Below are 17,713 nucleotides of genomic sequence, written 5' to 3' on the forward strand. Positions count from 1 at the left end.
GACCGTACGTCGTGGCGGCGGCGCCGCCACGCAGTTCCCGCAGCGAGCGAAGCGAGCGAGGAAACCCCCCGAACGAAAAGATGGTTGGTAAAGAGTTTTCTCCCCCGCCCCGCGAAAGATGGACCATGACCACGCGCGAGTACGACGTCGTCGTCGTCGGGGCGGGGACCGCCGGCTGTTACGCCGCGGCGACCGTCGCCCGCGAGGGCTACGACGTCGCGCTCCTCGAGCGCAAGCCCGAGGAGGAGGGGGGACACATCGCCTGCGGCGACGCCCTCAAGGGCGCCAGCTCGTTCCCCGACGCGATCCCGAAATCGCAGATCGAACCCGCGATGACCAACACCGGCGTCGACCACGGCCGCTTCGAGATCCCCCAGGAGGACACCGTCCTCGAGATCCCCGTCCCCGGGGAACTCGCCGTCATCGACCGCTGGGAGTACGGCAAGGCCGTCATCGAGGGCGCCCGCGACGCCGGCGCCGAGATCCACTTCGACACGCTCGTCAAGGACGTGCGTCAGGCCGACGACGGCACCGTGACGGGCGTCCGCGCGATGCGGACGGGCGACCCCGTCGACTACGAGGCCGAGATGGTGATCGACGGCGCGGGCGCGCTGTCGATCCTCCAGGACAACGTCGACTTCGACGGGTCGACCTTCGATACGAACGTCAGTTACAGCCAGTTCTGCTCGGCCTACCGTGAGATCGTCACGGTCGACGAGCCCGTCGAGTGGTCCGACGCCCTCGTCTTCAAGCCGACCGAGCGCGCCGCGGGCTACCTGTGGTACTTCCCGCGGACCGACACCGAGATCAACGCCGGGCTGGGCTTCCAGATGAACGAGGAGCCGATGCACCTCGTCGAGGACCTCAAACGGGATCTCCGGAACCGCGAGGAGTTCGACGGCGCGACTGTCGAGGACAAGCTCGGCGCCGCCCTGCCGACGCGGCGGCCCTACGACTCGGCGGTCGCGCCGGGCTTTCTCGCGGCCGGCGACGCGGCGGGCCTCGTGAACCCGACGACCGGCGGCGGCATCGGCGGCGCCGCCTACTCCGGGCAGTACGCCGGCGAGCAGGCCGTCGCCGCCATCGAGGACGGCGACGTGGGCGAGGACACCCTCTGGGAGTACAACAAGCGGGTGATGGACCACTTCGGCGCCCGCTTCGCCACGCTGGACGTGTACAACATCTTCGTGACCGCCTACGACATCGACGACCTGATGGGGATGCTGGCGGCCCTGCCCGCCGAGAAGATCGCCGAGGGGCTCTACGCCGGCGAGACCGACATCGGCCTCTGGCTCAAGCTCAAGACCGCGGTCAAGTCGGTCGGCCACTGGGGCACCATCTACGACCTCTACGAGACGAAGCAACTGGCCGAGCGCGTGCTCGACCACTACGAGGACTACCCCGACAGCCGCGAGGGCTTCGCCGACTGGCAGATCCGCCGCGACGAGATCTTAGACGACGTCTACGAGACGACCGGCGCCGACCCCAAGTACTGATACGGATTATCGCAAGACATTCCGGGATCGACCGCACGACTGCGTGCGGTCGACCCGGTAAACGCTCGCAATAATCCGTATGAGCGGTCGCGGCGGCCGTGCCCCCGCTCAGTTTCCGACCCCGTCCATCCAGTCGGGGCGCTCGACGGTCGTGTCGCCGATGTCCGTGTATCGGATGCGGAGCGACTGGGTGGTCGTGGTGTCGCCGCTCGTGACCTCGTACCTGTAGTCTATCACGCGGACGAGCCCGGCGTCGCGGTCCACGAGCGCCTCCACACGGAGATCAGTCACCGACCCGTCGAAGTACGACTGGTTGACGATTGCGTCCGACCCCTCCCCGGTGTACCGCTGGAGGGAGTCGCCGTCGACGGTCCCGGTGCCGTCCCGGGTGAGCCTGACCGTGTTCAGCAGTCCCGCCGGGACCGGCTCGCCCCGGTTGTTCGTGGCGTTGGACTGCGAGACCTGGCTCCGCCCCCGGAACGTCGTCCGGGTGTACGTGGTGTTCGACGACGGCGGGTGGTACAGCTCGACCGGGATCGAGCCGCCGGATCCGCCGGTGACCGTCCCGTTCGCGTACCGCTCGCCGGTCGACAGGTCCACCTTCATCGTCCAGTTGACGAGGGGCGGCTCGCTGTCGCCTTCGCCCGTCGTTCCCGTCACCGTGATCCCGCTCATCTCGGCGGTGAACGACCCCTCCGACCGGAGGTGCTGTGCCCAGCCGGTCACGAACGACCGCGACAGGACGTCGCTCGCCCCGCCGCTGCCGGCCGTGGCCGTCCCGGCGTCGGTCGCCGTGGCCGCGTCAGGTGTTGCCGTAGCCGCGTCAGGAGTCGCCGTGGCCCCCTCGTCGGCCGTCGTGGCGGCGTCACCGGTGGTGGTATCCCCGTCTCCCGCAGTCGTATCGCCGTCACCGGCCGTCGTTGCTCCGCTGTCCGAGTCGCCGTCGGTCGGCGCGTCGGTCCCCGCGCCGCTCGGTCCCTCCGGCGAGGCGGCGTCTTCGCCGTTCCCGCCGCCGGTCGGACCGGCACAGCCGGCCAGGGCGACCAGGAGCGCGATGCATGCGACGCCGACCGCGTGCCCGTCGATGTCGAGTGGTCTGACCTGCATCGGTCGAGTTCGAATTGTCGACACGTGGACATAGAGGGGAAGTCTAGAGGGCTAGGTCGACGGCGAGCGCGGCGTCACATCGGAACGGGGTTCCCTGGCCGGCACGCATCGGGCTCCGTGTCGCCCGGCGGTTCCGAGTCTAGACACGTAGCGCGCCGAGTTAATCACCGCGGGGGAGACGTACCGTCGATGACACAGGATGACGGCGACGGCGACACGGGGCGAACCGACGGGACGCGTCGACGGTATCTCGCGGCGGTGAGCGCGGGGGCGGCCGGCCTGCTCGCCGGGTGTAGCGGGATCGGCGGCACTGGGACCGCCGCGACGGGCGGTACCGACACCGCTGGCGATACCGACACTGCCGGCGGGACCGCCACCGCCGGCGGCACCGAAACCGCCGGGGGAACGGCACTGACAGCGATCCCGTCCGGCCCGTGCCAGCAGCCACCGGCCGGTAGCGAAACGACCTACGAGGGGCCACCGACGATCAGCGAGGACACGACGCTCGGGACCGACGCCGACGTGGTGCGGGTCGATACCCTCCTCAGCGTCGCGTCCGGGGCGACGCTCACCGTCGAGCCCGGGACCACGCTCGCGTTCTCGCGGCGGGCGCAACTGCGCGTCGCGGGGACTCTCTCCGCGGCCGGCAGCTGTTCGGCTCCGATCTTCCTCACCGGGCAGTCGGACGAGCGGGGCGCCTGGGGCGGGGTCACCTTCGCGGGCCGGGCGGGGGGAACGCTCGACCACGTCCTCGTCGAGAACGCCGGCCCCGAGGACGGCGCCGGGGTCGAGATCAGGAGCACAGCCCCCGTCAGCGTCACGAACTCCGAGATCCGCGGCAGCCGGAACTTCGGGGTGCGGATCGACCGGCGCGCGCGCGTCGAAGCGTTCAGCGGGAACGGGATCACCGGCAACGCCGAGCCGGTCGAGGTCACCGCGAGCAACGTTCGGGCCATCGCCGGGGACAACGCGCTGACCGGCAACGACACCGACCGGGTACACGTCCTGGCGTCGCTCGATTACGTGATCCCGGAGGGGGAGTCACACGCGTGGGCGGACCCGGGCGTCCCGCTGTATCTCAGGCAGAACCGCGGCACGTTCCGCGTCGAAGGCGACCTGACGCTGTCGCCAGGGCTCGAACTGCGGGTCGCGGAGGGCAACGGTGTCTTCGTCACCGGCTCGCTGAACGCGGCCGCGCGCGACGGCGACCTCCCGTCGGAGGGGGCGATGGAGCGCCCGCCCGACAGCGCGGTCACGTTCCGGGGCGCCCAGGCCACCGCCGGGTACTGGCAGGGCGTGATGTACTCGAATACGAAGGACGCGAACAACGTCCTCTCCGGCGTCGTGATCCGCCACGCTGGCAGCGAGCCCGCCGGCCGCGGCATCTACCAGGAGGCGGCCGGGCTAAGCGTACTGACCGGGTCCCGGCTCACCGTCGACGGGGCGCTGATCGAGGACAACGGGGGGTACGGCCTGTTCGTGAACAAGGCCAACGAACTCCAGACCGTCGCCGGAGCGCGGATCCGCGACAACGCCGAGTCGGCCCTCGTCTACGTCACGACCGTCCCGGCGCTGGCGCCGTCGTCGGACTACAGCGGCAACGACACCGACCGCGTCGAGGTGGTCAACCCCACGAACCCCATCGAGGAGTCGCTGACCGTGCCCGCGATCAACGTCCCCTACCGGTTCTCCCGGAGCAGTGTGGGCGGGCTCGTCACCCTGGCCGCCGACGTGACCGTCTCGGACGGCACCGAGATCCGCTTCGCGGAGGACGCCGGCATCGACGTCATCGACGGGGGGTCGCTCCGGGTCGAGGGTAGCGAGACCGGCGACGGGGGCCGAACGACGCTCCTCCGCGGCGAGGAGGGGACACCGGGATACTGGAAGGGGATCCGATACTTCAACACCGCGAGCTCGGACAACGTCATCGACGGCGTCGAGATCCGGCACACGGGCTCGTCGGACTGGGCGAACATCGAATCGCCGTCGAAAGCCGCCGTCGCGGGGGCGGTCGGCGCCGAAGCGACGGTCCGGAACAGCCTGATCGCCGAGTTCGACGGCGACGCGTTCCGCGCCTCCGACGACCGGCCGCCGACGGGCGACCAGACGTCGACGATCACGACATCGAACAACGTCGTCCGGTGACGGGTCCGCCCGACTGACCCGTCCGAGCACCGACCGTCGGTTGCGGGCGCCGAAAGGGATTTATGTCGCGGTAGTAACACGCAACGTAATTGTATCCGAGATGGTAGCGACCGCCAGGCTGCTGTACACTGCGGTCCTGCTCGCGTCGGGGGGCGCGACGGTGGCGCTGACGGCCTTCGCGTACCGACACCGGAAAGTCCCGGGAGCCAAGCCGTTCGCGCTCCTGATGCTGACGCTGGCCCACTGGTCGCTCTGGTACGCGGTCGGGCTCCAGATCACCGGGTCCCGGTTCTGGCGGCTCGTCGTCCTCAGGGTCCAGTGGCTCGCTCACCCCATGCCGCCGCTGTTCATCCTCCTGTTCGCGCTCGCCTACACCGGGAACGACGACGTCCTCGACCGGCGAACCGTCGGAGCGCTCGCCGCCATCCCGGTGGTCGTGGTGCTGGCGGCGTGGACGAACCAGTGGCACCACCTCCTCTGGACGGCCCAGGAGGTCGTCGTCGTCGACGGGATGGCGACCCTGATCCCGACGTACGGCCCGCTGTTCTGGATCAACATCGTCTACGGCTACGGCATCGAGATCGTCGGCGTGGCGCTCCTGCTCCGGCTCATCTACCAGTCGGAGTACCTCTACACCGACCAGTCGGCGTTCCTCGCCGTCGGTATCCTGACGCCGTTCGTGGCGAACGTCGTGGAGGTGTTCATGCTCGGCGGGCAGGCGAGCGTCGACCTGACGCCGGTGACGTTCGCCGTCAGCGGGCTGGCCTTCGGGTACGCGCTGTTTCGCCGGCAGCTGTTCGACCTCATCCCGGCGACCCGGAAGATCGGCCGCGACGCCGCCATCCGGCAGCTCGACACCGGGGTCGTCATCGTGGACACCGACCGGCGGGTCGTCTACTGCAACGCCGCTGCGGCGGACGTGTTCGGCTGCCAGCCCACGGCGGCGCTCGGCCGCGAGGTGGGCGCGCTCGTCGACGCCGAGACCATCGACTTCGACGCGGACGGCGCCCTCGCGGAGCTGGAGCGCGGCGATGCAGTCTACGAGGTCCGCACGTCGCCGATCGCCGACCGGAACGACCGGCTCATCGGCCACACGCTGATCGTCCACGACGTGACCGCGCGCAAGGAGCGCGAGCGGGAGCTGGCAAACCAGCGCGACGAACTCGCCACGCTGAACGAGCTGAACGCGGTCATTCGCGGCGTCAACCAGGCGCTGGTCTCGGCGGGCAGCCGCGAGGCGATCGAGCGGACGGTCTGTGACCGGGTCGCCGACTCCGAGCTCTACCGGACGGTCTGCATCGGTGACGTGGCGACGTGGACCGGCGACGCCGACCGGTGGACGGTCGCGAGCAGCGCCGCGGGGGAGCCCACCCCGCCCGCGCTGGACGACGACGGACTCCGTCCGGCGGAGAACGCGGCGGACGGGGGGACGGGGCCGCTCGTCGCGACGGCGGCCGACGGCGGTGACTGGACCGTCGTCCCCATCACCTACGGCCGAACGGTGTACGGGGCGCTCGGGCTCCACACGGTCCGGGAGTCGGTCAGCGAGCGCGAGCGGGAGATCCTGGCCGAACTGGGCGAGACCATCGGCCACGCCGTCAACGCGGTCGAGACGCGGCAGCTGCTCTCCGCCGAGTCCGTCGTGGAACTGGAGATCGCCTGCGGGGACGAGGCCGACCCGCTCGTCGCGGTCGCCTCGGACCTGTCCTGCGAGGTCGAACTCGAGGGGATCGTCCCGGGCGGCGCCGAGGGCCCCGTGGCGTATCTCCAGGTCGCGGGGGCCGACCCCGAGGCCGCCCGCGAGGCGCTCGCGGCCGACGGGGGCGAGAGCCGCGTGGTCCGGACGGCCGGGGACGCGAACGGCGGCCTGCTGGAGTGGCAGGTCACCGGCGGGGCGCCACTGGGCGCGATCTTCGACCGCGGCGCGAACGTCCACCGGGCCGCCGCGGCGGACGGCCGAGCCAGCTACGAGCTCGACATCGCCGCCGCCGCCGACGTGCGGGCGCTGGTCGACCACCTCCGCGAGCGGTTCGACGACGTGCGGCTTCTCAGCAAGCGCGAGCGGTCACAGGGGGTCGAGGCGGCCGACGCGCTCCCCGACGCGCCGCTGGAGGACCTCACCGACCGCCAGCGCGAGGTGCTGGAGGCGGCCTACCGCGCCGGCTACTTCGAGTGGCCCCGCGACTCGAACGCCGAGGAGGTCGCCGAAACGCTCGACATCTCCTCGGCCACGCTCCACTCGCACCTCCGGAAGGCCGAGCGGTCGCTACTGGTCGACCTGTTCGAGGTCTCCAACGGCGACCCCTCGGGGGAGGCGAATTCGGAGTCGTGAGGGAGCGCCCGCGAGCGCCCACCCGTCCCGTCCTGTCCCTTCAGTAGGGGTCGGTCCGCCTTCACCTGAACGTACCACTGTAGGAAAATTTATGGTAAAAGTTTATGCGCATTCGACAACGTACTGAGGAGTAACGCGCGGTGGGGAACGGTCCGAACGGGGCGGGGACGGCGACTGGGGCGCCGTCCCACAGGGGCGTCCGGACGGATTCAGACGCGCGTGGGGAAGGCAAACGATGAGAGACCGAGACACACGGAGAGCAGTTTCGCCGGTCATCGGGGCCATCCTGATGGTCGCGATCACCGTCCTGCTTGCGGCGACGGCGGCGACGTTCTTCATGGGGTTCGAAGGGGAGCTGTCGCGGACGCCGACCGTGGCGGTACAGGGCGAGTTCGACGTCGACAGCGGCGGCCACGAACTGGCCGTCGAGTTCACCGGCGGCGACGTGCTGGCGCGGGAGGACGTGCGGGTCCACGTCGCGGGGGCGGGCTGTCGGGGCGTCGGTTCGGTCACCGACCGCTACGGCCTGGCGGAGCTGGGCGTCTCCGGGTCGACGGTCGCCGCCGGGTCGGAGGCCGAAGTCGCCGTCGACACGGTCTGCCCGCCGACCGCGAGCCGGCTCGACCTCTCGCGGACCGAGGTGACCGTCTCGTGGGTCGACCCCGACGGGGAGGGGACCGTCCTCTACCGCTGGCGCGGCCCCGGAGCCTGACCGGACCGCGGCCGGAGTGCGGTCTGGTCGCCGGACGCGGACTTGTCAGGGTCGGTCCCGCGCCAGCGCGCGGACGGCCTCAGACAGCACCTCGACGCCGGCGACCAGCGAGTCCTCGTCCACGTCGAAAGTGGCGGTGTGGTGACCCCCGGGGTGGTCGGTCCCGACGCCGACGTACGCTGCCCGCCCGCCTCGCCCTTGCACGCGGTTCATCAGGAACGTGGCGTCCTCGCTCCCGCCGAGGTCGTCGGTGCGCAGCACGGAGTCGACGCCCTCGGTCCGCCCGGCGACCGCCTCGACCACGTCGACGACGGCGGCGTCGCTCTCGCCGCCCGGCGCTTCCCCGTCCGGCGTCACGTCGACCTCGCAGCCGTGCATCGTCGCCGCGCCTTCGAGGACCGAGTACGCCCGCTCGCGCATGTACTCCATGAGCCCCGTCGTCTCGCCGCGCACCTCGCCCTCGATGTGGGCCTCCTCGGGGATCACGTTCGCCGCGGTCCCGCCGCCGACCTTCCCGGCGTTGACCCGGGTGACGCCGTCCTCGTGGCGAGGGATCGCGTAGAGATTCTGGACGGCGGCGGCCATCGCCTGGACGGCGTTGCGCCCCGCCGCCGGCTGTCCGCCGGCGTGGGCGGACTCCCCCGCGAAGTCGGCGCGGAAATGGTGGACCGCCAGGAACCCCTCGACCCCGGCGACCACCTCGCCCGTCGGGTGGTCGAGCCCGATGTGGACGGCGAGCAGGTAGTCGACGTCGTCGAGCAGGCCGCTCTCGGCCACCGGCTTCCCGCCGCCGACGGCCTCCTCGGCGGGCTGGAACAGGACCTTCAGCGTCCCCTCGAAGTCGCCGTCCGCGACCGCCTCCAGCACGCCGAGCCCGATGGTCGCGTGGGCGTCGTGACCGCAGGCGTGCATCGCCCCCTCGTGCTCCGACCGGAAGCCCTCGCGGGCGGGGACGTGCTCGTCGTCGGTCGACTCCTGCTGGGGCAGGCCGTCGATGTCGACCCGCAGAGCGACCGTCGGGCCGCCCCCGCGTTCGAGGGTCGCCGCGGCGCCCGTGTAACCGCCGCGCAGTCGCTCCAGCGTTTCGGGGTTCGCGCCCGCTTCCTCCGCCTGCCGGTACCACCGCTGTAGCTCCTCGTCGTCGGGGACGGCGATGCGTTCGCCCTCCGCGAGCACTTCGGGACCGACCAGTATCTCGTCGACGTCCATCGATTCGAGTTCGTCGACGATCCGCGCGGTCGTCCAGAACTCTCGCCAGGCGGGCTCGGGTCTCCGGTGGAACTCCCGGCGTAGCGCGACCAGACGCTCGCGGCTCGGCTGACTCATGGGCGACTGTGGGCGCCCCGGGAAGGTGTGGGTTTCGGCGATCAGGCGTGAAAATCGAGATCAGTACCGGCTCGACTCGGTCCGCCGCCGCGAACAGCGTGGAAGTCCCGACCCGTTTCGGCCGGATCGACGGTCTGTGCGGGTGGGAATGAAAGGGGCGGTCGCCTGCACGAACCCCGGCGACGCAAGCACTGGACCGAGCGGAGCGAGGGGAGCGCGCAGCGAGCCGCGGGAGTGCAGACGGCCGGGGCTTTCACGCTGTTTGTGACGCCAGTACGGTCGATGGTGACGCCCGCGACGGTGAGAGTCACTGTAATCGCGGCTCTCGGAGAATCGATCCGAACGTCTCGAACTCAGCGGACCTGTTCGATCTCGGCTTCGACGTGGATCCGGTCGGGGTAGTCGTCGCCGGCGACCGAGCGGGCGAACTCGTCGTGGCCGTGGATCTCGACGGTGCGGGTGTAGGCGGTGTACTGCCAGGGCTCGAACTCGCCGCCGTCGGCCGCGAGCCGCTTGGACTGGGGCACGCGGTGGTCGGTCGGCGGCTGTGGATGGGGCCCTTTCAGCTCCACGCCCTTGCGCTCGGCGGCGGCCTTGACCCCGTCGACGACGTCGTCGAGGAGCCGGCGGTCCCCGCTCGTGAACGTGAGCTTCGTGACGAAGGGCATACCCACTCGGTCGCCGGGAGTCGGGATAAGCCATGCGCTTGCCGCCGCGTCGTGTCGAGCCGGCGAGTGGTCACCGCGGCGATGCTCCGATATTCACTTAAGGAGTGATAGAGTACCTACTGGCAATGATAGAGGCCACGAGCGCGGGAGCCATCCTCTTTCGCGACACGCGTGGCCGGCGGGAGTACCTCCTCCTGAAGAGTCGCCCGGGCGACTGGGAGTTCCCGAAAGGGGGCGTCGAGGGCGACGAGGAGCTCCAGCAGACCGCCATCCGCGAAGTGAAAGAGGAGGCCGGGATCGGCGACTTCCGGCTCTTGGACGGCTTCCGAGAGGACTACGACTACGTGTTCGAAGCCAACGGCAACACCATCCACAAGACCGTACACCTGTTCATCGCCCGGTCGTTCGAGGCGTCGGCGGAGCTCTCCCACGAGCACCGCGACCTCCAGTGGCGCGACTACGAACAGGCCATCAACACCGTCACCCAGGACGGTCCCCGCGAGATACTCGAAGAGGCCCACGAGTTCCTCGACGAGAAACTCGACGAGGACGAAGAGGAAGACGACGAGGAGTAGCGACCGGCCGCGTGACCCGGTACGAGCTTTCCGACGGGCCGACCGGCCGTCGTACCGACCGGCGGGTCGATACACAGCGGCCGCGAACGCCCGGCGGCAGGTCTACGGTGCCGACTCTCGCGTCGCTACTCGCCCGACGGCAGAATCGGTCACGCCGCCCGTGGACCGACCCGCCGGTGAGCGGCCCCAGTGCCGACCCCGTACCCGGCGCGCGGCCGTCCGGTGGCCGCCGGCCCGTCGCGGGGCGCGGGTCGACACCGAACGCTGTCCCCGACTCCCGTTCGGTCCCTCCACAGTGTCGCCGGGACCGGGGTTCCCGGTCGTCCGACGACCCGACGCGACCGCTCAGGCGCCCGACGCGACGTCGTTGATACCGGACTGGATCAGGAACCACGCGGCCGGACCGAGGAACAGGAACAGGACGAACAGCAGGCCGCTGCTCTGGTCGGTCACCGCCTCGGCCGCGTCGGCGAGCTTCCACTGCCCGTAGAAGGGAACGATCACGAGGATCGGCGAGAAACTCGCGTCGGTCCCCTGGTTCAGCTGTTTGGCCGTACTGTACATCCAGTAGACCATGTACAGCCCCAGCGTGACGACCGCCAGCGCCACTTGTTTCCCGAGCGACCCCTTTTTGAACGCCGACTGGTCCACGATTTGTGTCGACATACAGGCCGTAACAGATCGATAGAGTATAAATTTCTTTGGAACTATAATTTAGATTACGTATATCCCCGCAGGGAAGATGTTCCGAGACCGAAATTCGATCACGGATCGGCTCTGCTGGTCGTATTTCGGGATCGGCCGACTCCTCGAATCGCCGCGCATTCGTTCGATCCGCCGATCCCACCACCTTCCAGTCAGCGACGATTCAGTATTCGATAGTAGACTAGTCCGCTGTGTTAGATATTCGACGGACGGAGGCGGACCGAGACGGGTGTTTATATCCCTCCCGGCACGGATCGATACGGACGGAACCCCGGACCCGAGACCCATGACGAAACCTGTCGACGACGCCGCGACCGCGGCGCCCGCCTACGGCTTGGAGTTCGTCTTCGAGCTTGCAGTCTGTCAGTGGGCAGAGCGGGAGTGGCCCCCGGCCGGCGTCGGGGCCGGGGACGACGACACCCCGACGATCGTCGCCCGGCAGATCGGGACCAAGCGCCGGCGGTGGGACACCGTCGTCGTCGAGTGCGACCCCGAAGGTCTGCGCCGGCGGGCGAACTTCGGGCTCGCGGAACTCGACTCGGACCTGTTGCACGTCGTGCGCAACGCCCCGGCGGAGTGGGCCTGGTACCGCGACGCCCTCCCCGACCCGGGCTACCCCTGGCGGTACGTCCGCGAGGCGGTCCACGAGGCGGCCGACCGCGGGGTCGTCGAGCGTCGCCGCCGGTCGAACAACCGCGTCGAGATCCGCCGCAAGTGGGCCTACCCCGACTGGGTCGAGCGGGTCGTCGCCGTCGAGAACAAGCCGGACCTCGACGCCAGCGCCGCCCGCGAACTCGGGCCGCAACTGGAGCGCGACGTGGCGCTCGCGCTCGCCGACGAGGTGTGGGTAGCGACGACCGAAACCGGCGAGACGGTCGAGCCGGCGCTGATCGAGGACGTGCCCGTCGAGGCCGGCGTCCTCACGGTCGACGCAAGGGGCGAGGCCGAAGTCTCGTGGCACCCCCGGACGCTCGCGGTCGACGACCCTGGAACCCGGATCCTCGAACGGCCGGCGGGCGGCGACCGCGACGCCTCTGCCGCCCGCTTCGAGTACGCCGACCCTGAGTGGAAGGCCGACAAGCGGCTCGAACTCGCCGAGCGGGCCTATGGCCGCGGGTGGCGGTCCTACGCCGACACGATGCGCCCCGACTGCCGACACTTCCGGCTGACCGATACCGATGCGGGCTTTCTGCCCCGCTGTGCTGCGAAGGAGTGTCACCCGACGGCCGGCGAGTGCTCGGGGTCCTGTCCGGAGTTCGAACCGGAGCCGCCGGCCTGGCGTTCGAACGGTTGGCCGGTCTCGGGCGGCCCCGGCAAGGGGATCAAGCGGTTGCTGGACCGGCAGCGGCGGCGTCAGCGGCCGGGGCTGGACGACAGACCGTGACCCATCGAACGGTGAACCCGAGGTTCGCGCCTGTGAGCGGTCGGTTCGAGGGGGTATTTGGTCCAGTCAGCGCGGGTTTTTTGCGGTCGCTGCTCCAAGGGTCGGTATGGCAGTGACGAAGCATCGGATCGTCTCCGGCGACGACTCGGAGATCCACGACGAACCCCACATCGAGGGGAGCCGGGTGACCGTCCTCCACGTTCGCGAGCGGGTCGAGGGGCGCGGACTCCGCCCCGAGACCGTCGCGGAGCGGTTGAACCTCGACCTCGCGGACGTGTACGAGGCGCTCGCGTACTACCACCGGAACCCAGAGGAGATGCAGGCGGTCGAGGACCACAGGGAGACGGTCGCCGCGGAGTCCGAGACGCTCGAAAAACCGGAATGAGGTACCTCCTCGACGAGAACCTCGAACACGAGGTAGTCCATCGGCTCCGGAACCGCGACCACGAGGTGGTACACGTCGACCTGAGCGGCGAACTGAGCAAGGGGGATCCCGACAGTGACCTCGCGGCGTTCTCGCGCGAACGCGAGTTCGTGATCGTCACCTACGACGACGACTTTCGGGACGACTTCGAAGACGACGACTACCACGCGGTGTTGTACCTGCCGGACCAGACTCACTCGGCGAAGCGGATCGCCGGCGCCCTCGACGAGATCGCTTCGTACTACGGGGAGGGCGATCTCCGCGGCTTCCTGACGGTCGGCGAAAGCTGGCTCTAGAGTCGGTCAGTCGTCGTCCAGCCGCTGGACCTCCAGCGCGTCGCGCTCGACGGCCAGTCGGTAGGTCGGAACGGTCTTCTGGACGCGCTCGACGACGCCCTTCTCGGCGAGCGACCGCAGCGCCGACCGCACCTCGTCGACCTCGGGGTCGCGGCCCGCCGCCCGGAGGTCGTGTAGCGTCGCGACGACGCTCTGGGGCTCGTCGTCGTGGTCGGGGAGGGCGTCGATGGTCGCCGCCTGCAGCGCGGGGACGGTGACGACCTGTTCGTCGATCTCCCCCTCCACGTCGTCGCCGACGAGGCGGTTGGCCTCGGGGGTCGCGCAGATGAGGCTGTCCTCGTTGCGGTAGTAGTACTCTTTCAGTTCGGATTCGAGGTACTGGTGGACGTCGCTCCCGCTGTCCATGTCCCACTGGGCCTGCAGCTCGGCGTTTTTCGTCGGCTGGAGCGCCACCACGTCCGCGAGTCGCTCGCGGGCCTCGTCCGATAGCGTCATTCGCCCGAGGGTAGTTCACCGGGTTATTAATCCGTGTTGCTTGCCGGACGCGGCCGAGCGCGCCCGCTCAGAGGTCGTCGAGCGTGCCGGCCACGTCGTCCCAGTGACTGCCCTTCCAGAAGTGCTGGCCGCAGTTGCGACAGCGCCAGACGGTCTCCTCGTGGGTCTCCGGCGCGTAGTCGGGCGTCGGCTCCGTCCGGTCGACGCGTTCGAGCGGGCCGTTGCAGGCCGAACAGCGCGCGGGCTCGTCGGACAGTTCGAGATCGAACCCCGACCGCCGGAGTTCGCGCAACTGTTCGGTGACCTCCCGGGTCGAGAGCAGCTGCGACCGCTCGGCGCGGGCGGCCAGTTCGCGGTCGCGGGTCACCAGCACCCGACCCTCGGTGTGGGCCAGCGCCAGCACGTCGTCGTCGGCCTCGACGGCGCGCTCGCCCGCGTAGGCGGCGTCGTACCCGCACATCCGCAGGTACGTCGCCAGCTTCCCGAGCATGGTGTCGAGCAACAGCGCCGTCTCGCCGGCCGGCTCCGGCGGGATCGCGTCGCCGTCGGTCGCCTCGTCGGTCCCGCCGTCGCCCGCAACGACGGTGCCCGCGGTGCCCTTAGCCCCGTAGTCGGTGTCGGAGTCGTCGCCGGTCATTCGAGGAACTCGCGCAGGCCTTCGACGCCTCGCGTATTGAGTACGTCGGTCTCCTCGGCCCAGCCCCGGCGGGCCGTGTGGACGCCGTAGCGGACGAGTCCGTAGCTCTCCGGCCGGTGGGCGTCGGTGTCGACCGCGATCGTCGCCCCCGCCTCGACGGCCGCCTTGACCGCGCCGCCGCCCAGGTCCAGCCGCGCCGGGTTCGCGTTGACCTCCAGCGCGGTGTCGTGCTCGGCCGCGACCGACGCGAGTCGCTCCACGTCCAGGTCCAGCCCCGACCGCTGGTTGATGTACCGGCCGGTCGGGTGACCGATGATGTCGACCTCGGGGTGTTCCGCCGCGGCGACCAGGCGGTCGGTCCCGTCGCCGTCCAGCCCGGAGTGCGGGGAGGCGACGACCACGTCCAGTTCGGTCAGCAGGTCGTCGGCCACAGAGATCGACCCGTCCGCCCCGATGTTCGCCTCGACGCCCGAGAACACCCCGATGTCGGCCTCGTCGGCGACCGCCCGCACCTCGCCGAGTTGCTCGCGGAGTTCGTCGTCGGGGACGCCGACGCCGCCGACCATCCCCGGCCCGGTGGCGTGGTCGGTGATCGCCACGTAGTCGTGGCCGAACTCGGCCGCGCCCGCGACCATCTCCGCGACCGTGTGGTCGCCGTCCGACCAGCCCGTGTGGGTGTGGAGATCCCCGCGCACGTCCTCGTCCGTGACCAGATCCGGCAGATCGCCCTCCCGCGCGGCCTCGATCTCGCCCCAGTTCTCCCGGAGCTCGGGGGGCATCCACGGCAGGTCCAGCGCCTCGTACATCCCCTCCTCGGTCTCACCCGCGACGCGTTCGCCGGCCCGCTGGTCGGCGTCGGGGTCGTCCACGTCGGACACGTCGAAGACGCCGTACTCGTTCATCTTCAGGTCCGCCTCGATGGCGACGTTCCGGAGCTTGACGTTGTGGTCCTTGCTGCCGGTGAAGTACTGCAAGGCGGCCCCGAACTCGGCGGGGTCGACCACCCGCAGGTCCACCCGGACCTCCCCCGAGCGGACGCTGGCCTTCTGGTCGCCCGCCTCGATGACGGTGTCGGCCTCGGGCCAGTCCGTGAACGCCCCGATCACCGTCTCGGGTTCGTCGCTTGCGACGAGCACGTCCACGTCGCCGATCGTCTCCTTCCAGCGGCGCAGCGACCCCGCGAGGTCCACCCGCTCGACGCCCGGCTGTCCGTCGAGGTACGAGACGACGCTCTCCCCGCGTGGGCGCGCTTCGCCCAGCGACTCGCGCTCGGTCGCCTCGCGGGCGAACTGGACGTTCTCCAGGATGTTCTCCTCCGTCTTCGCGCCGAAGCCGCTGACCTCGCGGATCTCGCCGGCCTCGGCCGCGGCCTCCAGGTCGTCGAGCGTCTCGACGCCCAGCGCCTCGTAGAGGCTCCCGACGGTCTTCGGGCCGACGCCCTCGACCCGGGTGAGCGCCTCGACGTCGACCGGCATCTCCGCGCGTAGCTCCTCGAGTTCCTCGATATCGCCGGTCTCGACGTACTCGACGACCTTCGCGGAGATGGCGTCGCCGACGCCCTCGATCTCGCCGACGGCCGCCTCCCCGTCGTCCTCGGCGAGGCCGGCCACATCGCCGGGGAACGCCCGCACGTTCTCGGCGGCGCGGCGGTAGGCACGGGGCTTGTACTCGACGCCCTTCGCCTCGAGGCGGTCGGCGAACTCCTCGAGGCGGTCGGCGATCTCGTCGTTGCGGCTCATGGCGACCCCGAGCGGTGGCTCCCCTGGCTGTCCCGGTCGTCGCCCAGCGCCTTCTTGAGGAAGTTCATCCAGCGCTTCTTGTCGGCGGTCTCCTGGGCCTCGATCTCCGCTTCGAGGTTCGTCGGGCCGAGGCTCTCCAAGGCGTTGAGCGCGCGGTCGATACCGATGATCGCTTCGACCAGCCGTTCGCCCTCCTCCCGGGAGATGTCGCCGGCCTCGATGCGCTCCTTGCGCTCCTTGCGCTCGCGCCGGAGGTTCGTCTTCGCCCGTTCGACGCGCTCGCGCTCGCCCGCGGGGACGGTGTCCCGGCGCTTGATCTCGAAGACGAACTCCCGCAGGTCGACGGGCTCCCCCCGGATCTCGATGCGCTCGGGGATCGTCGCGCCCACGGTGGCTCCCTCCCGGCCGATGCGCTCCAGGAGCTGTTTGCGCTCGTACTCTTGCACGGTCGCCAGTCCGGTCTCGACGGTGAAAAACCCACGCGGTGGTTCCGTCCGCGGCCGATTCCCGCCCGACGGCGCCCGCGCGCCGGCCGGCGACGGGTCCGCCCCCGTCGGATCGGAAGGGTAGGCCCTATATGGGTGGGCGTCCTACAGGGGTGTAGCACCGTCGTCAGCGGACGGCCGGCGATTCACCCAACTATGTCCCGCGTATACAGACTCCACTCGACACTGGAACTGCCCCTGGAGGACGTGTACGACTTCTTCGATGACCCGGACCTGCCCGAGGACATCGAGGACGTCGACATCACACGCCGGAACAACACGCTCATCATCAGCGCTGTCTCCGCCGACGAGAGCATCAGCAAGTACACGCCCACGGCCCAGTTGAAGGCCAGCGTCACGGAGAACCGCGTCTACGAGGAGATCGAGGAGGACGAGGAGGACGAGAGTTCCCCCGTCCACACCACCGACACCGCGGGCGGCCCGCAGTGGGGCGCCCTCGAAGAAGAGGAAGAGGAGCCCCCCTCGGAACTCGTCGAGTACGCCTGCTTCAAGGGCGACCGCGAGACCGTCCTGCAGAACAGCACCCACCAGTACGAGATGTTCCTCGTGCTCTGCGACATCGCCCGCGAGGCCGAGAAGGGCACGCTCACCGCGATCACCTCGCCGGACGACGACCTCGAAGCCGTCCGCATCGTCGACGGCGAGGACCGCCCGGCCTCGATCAACGTCGTCGAGGACCCCCGCGACGACGAGGACTCCGACGGCGTCAACTGGCGCGACAACGAGTTCATCTCCGGGTAGCTACCGTCCCGCCGGTCCCCGCGCTCCGCTCTCCTCCATCCGTCACAACACCTCCGAGTTGCGGGACCGTCCGTCGCAAAACCGTCCGCCACAGAACCGTCCGCCGCGGAACCACCCGGCCCGAGACGCTCCTACGACGCGGCGTCTCGCACGTCGACGCGCCCGTCGCTCGTACACTCGACCCGACAGCCCGCATAGTCGAAGGTCACCCGCCCGTCCGTCCCGGCCGGCCCGGTGAACAGCGCGTCGAGGGCGTCCGGGTCGAGCGCCTCGTACAGCGGCGGCAGCGCGACCTCGTCGACGCCCTTGTGGGCCGCGACCGACGACACGACTGCCTCGCTCGGCGATTGCCGCTCGTCGCCGTGATCTGATGCGGTCGTACTCATTGACCGCGGGTTCTCTATTCCCACGTAAAACTCCACCGA

Annotated in this window: 18 protein-coding genes; 9 read left to right on the forward strand and 9 right to left on the reverse strand. The window is 70.1% G+C overall.

Annotated elements, in window-relative coordinates; translation table 11 throughout:
- The first annotated feature begins 125 nt into the window (after nt 1–125).
- The gene (locus ACMGFI_RS00265) at nt 126–1,496 is read left to right on the forward strand and encodes a geranylgeranyl reductase family protein (protein WP_436906556.1); all 1,371 of its coding nucleotides are present in this window, start codon (nt 126–128) and stop codon (nt 1,494–1,496) included.
- Nucleotides 1,497–1,604: 108 nt separating this feature from the next.
- Here ACMGFI_RS00265 and ACMGFI_RS00270 read toward each other — a convergent pair whose 3' ends face one another.
- Nucleotides 1,605–2,603: a DUF7537 family lipoprotein gene (locus ACMGFI_RS00270; protein WP_436906557.1), complete on the reverse strand. Its 999-nt coding sequence runs from the start codon at nt 2,601–2,603 to the stop codon at nt 1,605–1,607.
- A gap of 189 nt (nt 2,604–2,792) precedes the next feature.
- Here ACMGFI_RS00270 and ACMGFI_RS00275 point away from each other — a divergent pair, with 189 nt between their 5' ends.
- The 3 genes from ACMGFI_RS00275 (at nt 2,793) to ACMGFI_RS00285 (ending at nt 7,792) form a co-directional block, all read left to right on the forward strand.
- Nucleotides 2,793–4,748, forward strand: a complete 1,956-nt coding sequence (locus ACMGFI_RS00275) for a hypothetical protein (RefSeq protein ID WP_436906559.1) — start codon at nt 2,793–2,795, stop codon at nt 4,746–4,748.
- 100 nt (nt 4,749–4,848) lie between these two features.
- The gene (locus ACMGFI_RS00280; protein WP_436906560.1) at nt 4,849–7,080 is read left to right on the forward strand and encodes a histidine kinase N-terminal 7TM domain-containing protein; all 2,232 of its coding nucleotides are present in this window, start codon (nt 4,849–4,851) and stop codon (nt 7,078–7,080) included.
- 235 nt (nt 7,081–7,315) lie between these two features.
- The gene (locus tag ACMGFI_RS00285) at nt 7,316–7,792 is read left to right on the forward strand and encodes an archaellin/type IV pilin N-terminal domain-containing protein (RefSeq protein ID WP_436906561.1); all 477 of its coding nucleotides are present in this window, start codon (nt 7,316–7,318) and stop codon (nt 7,790–7,792) included.
- Between the two features lie 45 nt (nt 7,793–7,837).
- Here ACMGFI_RS00285 and ACMGFI_RS00290 read toward each other — a convergent pair whose 3' ends face one another.
- Nucleotides 7,838–9,118, reverse strand: coding sequence for an amidohydrolase (locus ACMGFI_RS00290; protein ID WP_436906562.1), 1,281 nt, complete (start codon nt 9,116–9,118; stop codon nt 7,838–7,840).
- Between the two features lie 353 nt (nt 9,119–9,471).
- On the reverse strand, nt 9,472–9,786 hold the full coding sequence (locus ACMGFI_RS00295; protein WP_135362846.1) for an uS10/mL48 family ribosomal protein: 315 nt from the start codon (nt 9,784–9,786) through the stop codon (nt 9,472–9,474).
- 125 nt (nt 9,787–9,911) lie between these two features.
- On the opposite strand from ACMGFI_RS00295, the gene ACMGFI_RS00300 reads away from it, so the two are divergent.
- Complete coding sequence (locus tag ACMGFI_RS00300; RefSeq protein WP_436906563.1) at nt 9,912–10,361, forward strand: bis(5'-nucleosyl)-tetraphosphatase; 450 nt, start codon at nt 9,912–9,914, stop codon at nt 10,359–10,361.
- A 345-nt stretch (nt 10,362–10,706) separates the two neighbouring features.
- Here ACMGFI_RS00300 and ACMGFI_RS00305 read toward each other — a convergent pair whose 3' ends face one another.
- Nucleotides 10,707–11,027 carry a DUF4234 domain-containing protein gene (locus ACMGFI_RS00305; RefSeq protein ID WP_436906564.1) on the reverse strand — a complete coding sequence of 107 codons (321 nt, stop codon included), beginning with the start codon at nt 11,025–11,027 and terminating at the stop codon, nt 10,707–10,709.
- Nucleotides 11,028–11,352: 325 nt separating this feature from the next.
- On the opposite strand from ACMGFI_RS00305, the gene ACMGFI_RS00310 reads away from it, so the two are divergent.
- From ACMGFI_RS00310 to ACMGFI_RS00320, 3 genes are all read left to right on the forward strand, one after another.
- A complete protein-coding gene (locus tag ACMGFI_RS00310; RefSeq protein ID WP_436906565.1) occupies nt 11,353–12,450 on the forward strand; it encodes a DUF5787 family protein in 1,098 nt (365 codons plus the stop codon).
- Between the two features lie 106 nt (nt 12,451–12,556).
- Complete coding sequence (locus tag ACMGFI_RS00315; RefSeq protein ID WP_436906567.1) at nt 12,557–12,835, forward strand: DUF433 domain-containing protein; 279 nt, start codon at nt 12,557–12,559, stop codon at nt 12,833–12,835.
- Entirely contained in the window at nt 12,832–13,170 is a 339-nt protein-coding gene (locus tag ACMGFI_RS00320; RefSeq protein ID WP_436906568.1) for a DUF5615 family PIN-like protein, read from the forward strand. The genes ACMGFI_RS00315 and ACMGFI_RS00320 overlap by 4 nt, the downstream gene beginning before the upstream one ends.
- A gap of 6 nt (nt 13,171–13,176) precedes the next feature.
- Here the strand turns inward: ACMGFI_RS00320 and ACMGFI_RS00325 are convergent, their stop codons facing one another.
- From ACMGFI_RS00325 to ACMGFI_RS00340, 4 genes are all read right to left on the reverse strand, one after another.
- Nucleotides 13,177–13,665 (reverse strand): DUF5797 family protein, encoded by a 489-nt coding sequence (locus tag ACMGFI_RS00325; RefSeq protein ID WP_436906570.1) that lies wholly within the window; start codon nt 13,663–13,665, stop codon nt 13,177–13,179.
- 67 nt (nt 13,666–13,732) lie between these two features.
- Nucleotides 13,733–14,302: a Mut7-C RNAse domain-containing protein gene (locus ACMGFI_RS00330; protein WP_436906571.1), complete on the reverse strand. Its 570-nt coding sequence runs from the start codon at nt 14,300–14,302 to the stop codon at nt 13,733–13,735.
- Nucleotides 14,299–16,041: a DNA polymerase/3'-5' exonuclease PolX gene (polX, locus tag ACMGFI_RS00335; protein WP_436906572.1), complete on the reverse strand. Its 1,743-nt coding sequence runs from the start codon at nt 16,039–16,041 to the stop codon at nt 14,299–14,301. Before polX ends, ACMGFI_RS00330 begins: the two co-directional genes overlap by 4 nt.
- Nucleotides 16,038–16,487 carry a DUF5788 family protein gene (locus ACMGFI_RS00340; RefSeq protein WP_436906573.1) on the reverse strand — a complete coding sequence of 150 codons (450 nt, stop codon included), beginning with the start codon at nt 16,485–16,487 and terminating at the stop codon, nt 16,038–16,040. Before ACMGFI_RS00340 ends, polX begins: the two co-directional genes overlap by 4 nt.
- 195 nt (nt 16,488–16,682) lie before the next feature.
- On the opposite strand from ACMGFI_RS00340, the gene ACMGFI_RS00345 reads away from it, so the two are divergent.
- Nucleotides 16,683–17,288 (forward strand): DUF7110 family protein, encoded by a 606-nt coding sequence (locus tag ACMGFI_RS00345; protein WP_436906574.1) that lies wholly within the window; start codon nt 16,683–16,685, stop codon nt 17,286–17,288.
- Nucleotides 17,289–17,419: 131 nt separating this feature from the next.
- Here the strand turns inward: ACMGFI_RS00345 and ddfA are convergent, their stop codons facing one another.
- The gene (gene ddfA, locus ACMGFI_RS00350; protein ID WP_436906575.1) at nt 17,420–17,674 is read right to left on the reverse strand and encodes a DdfA family disk-determining factor; all 255 of its coding nucleotides are present in this window, start codon (nt 17,672–17,674) and stop codon (nt 17,420–17,422) included.
- Between the last annotated feature and the right edge of the window lie 39 nt (nt 17,675–17,713).

The sequence above is a fragment of the Halosimplex marinum genome (genome assembly GCF_051414075.1).
GTDB classification, from domain to species: Archaea; Halobacteriota; Halobacteria; order Halobacteriales; family Haloarculaceae; genus Halosimplex; species Halosimplex marinum.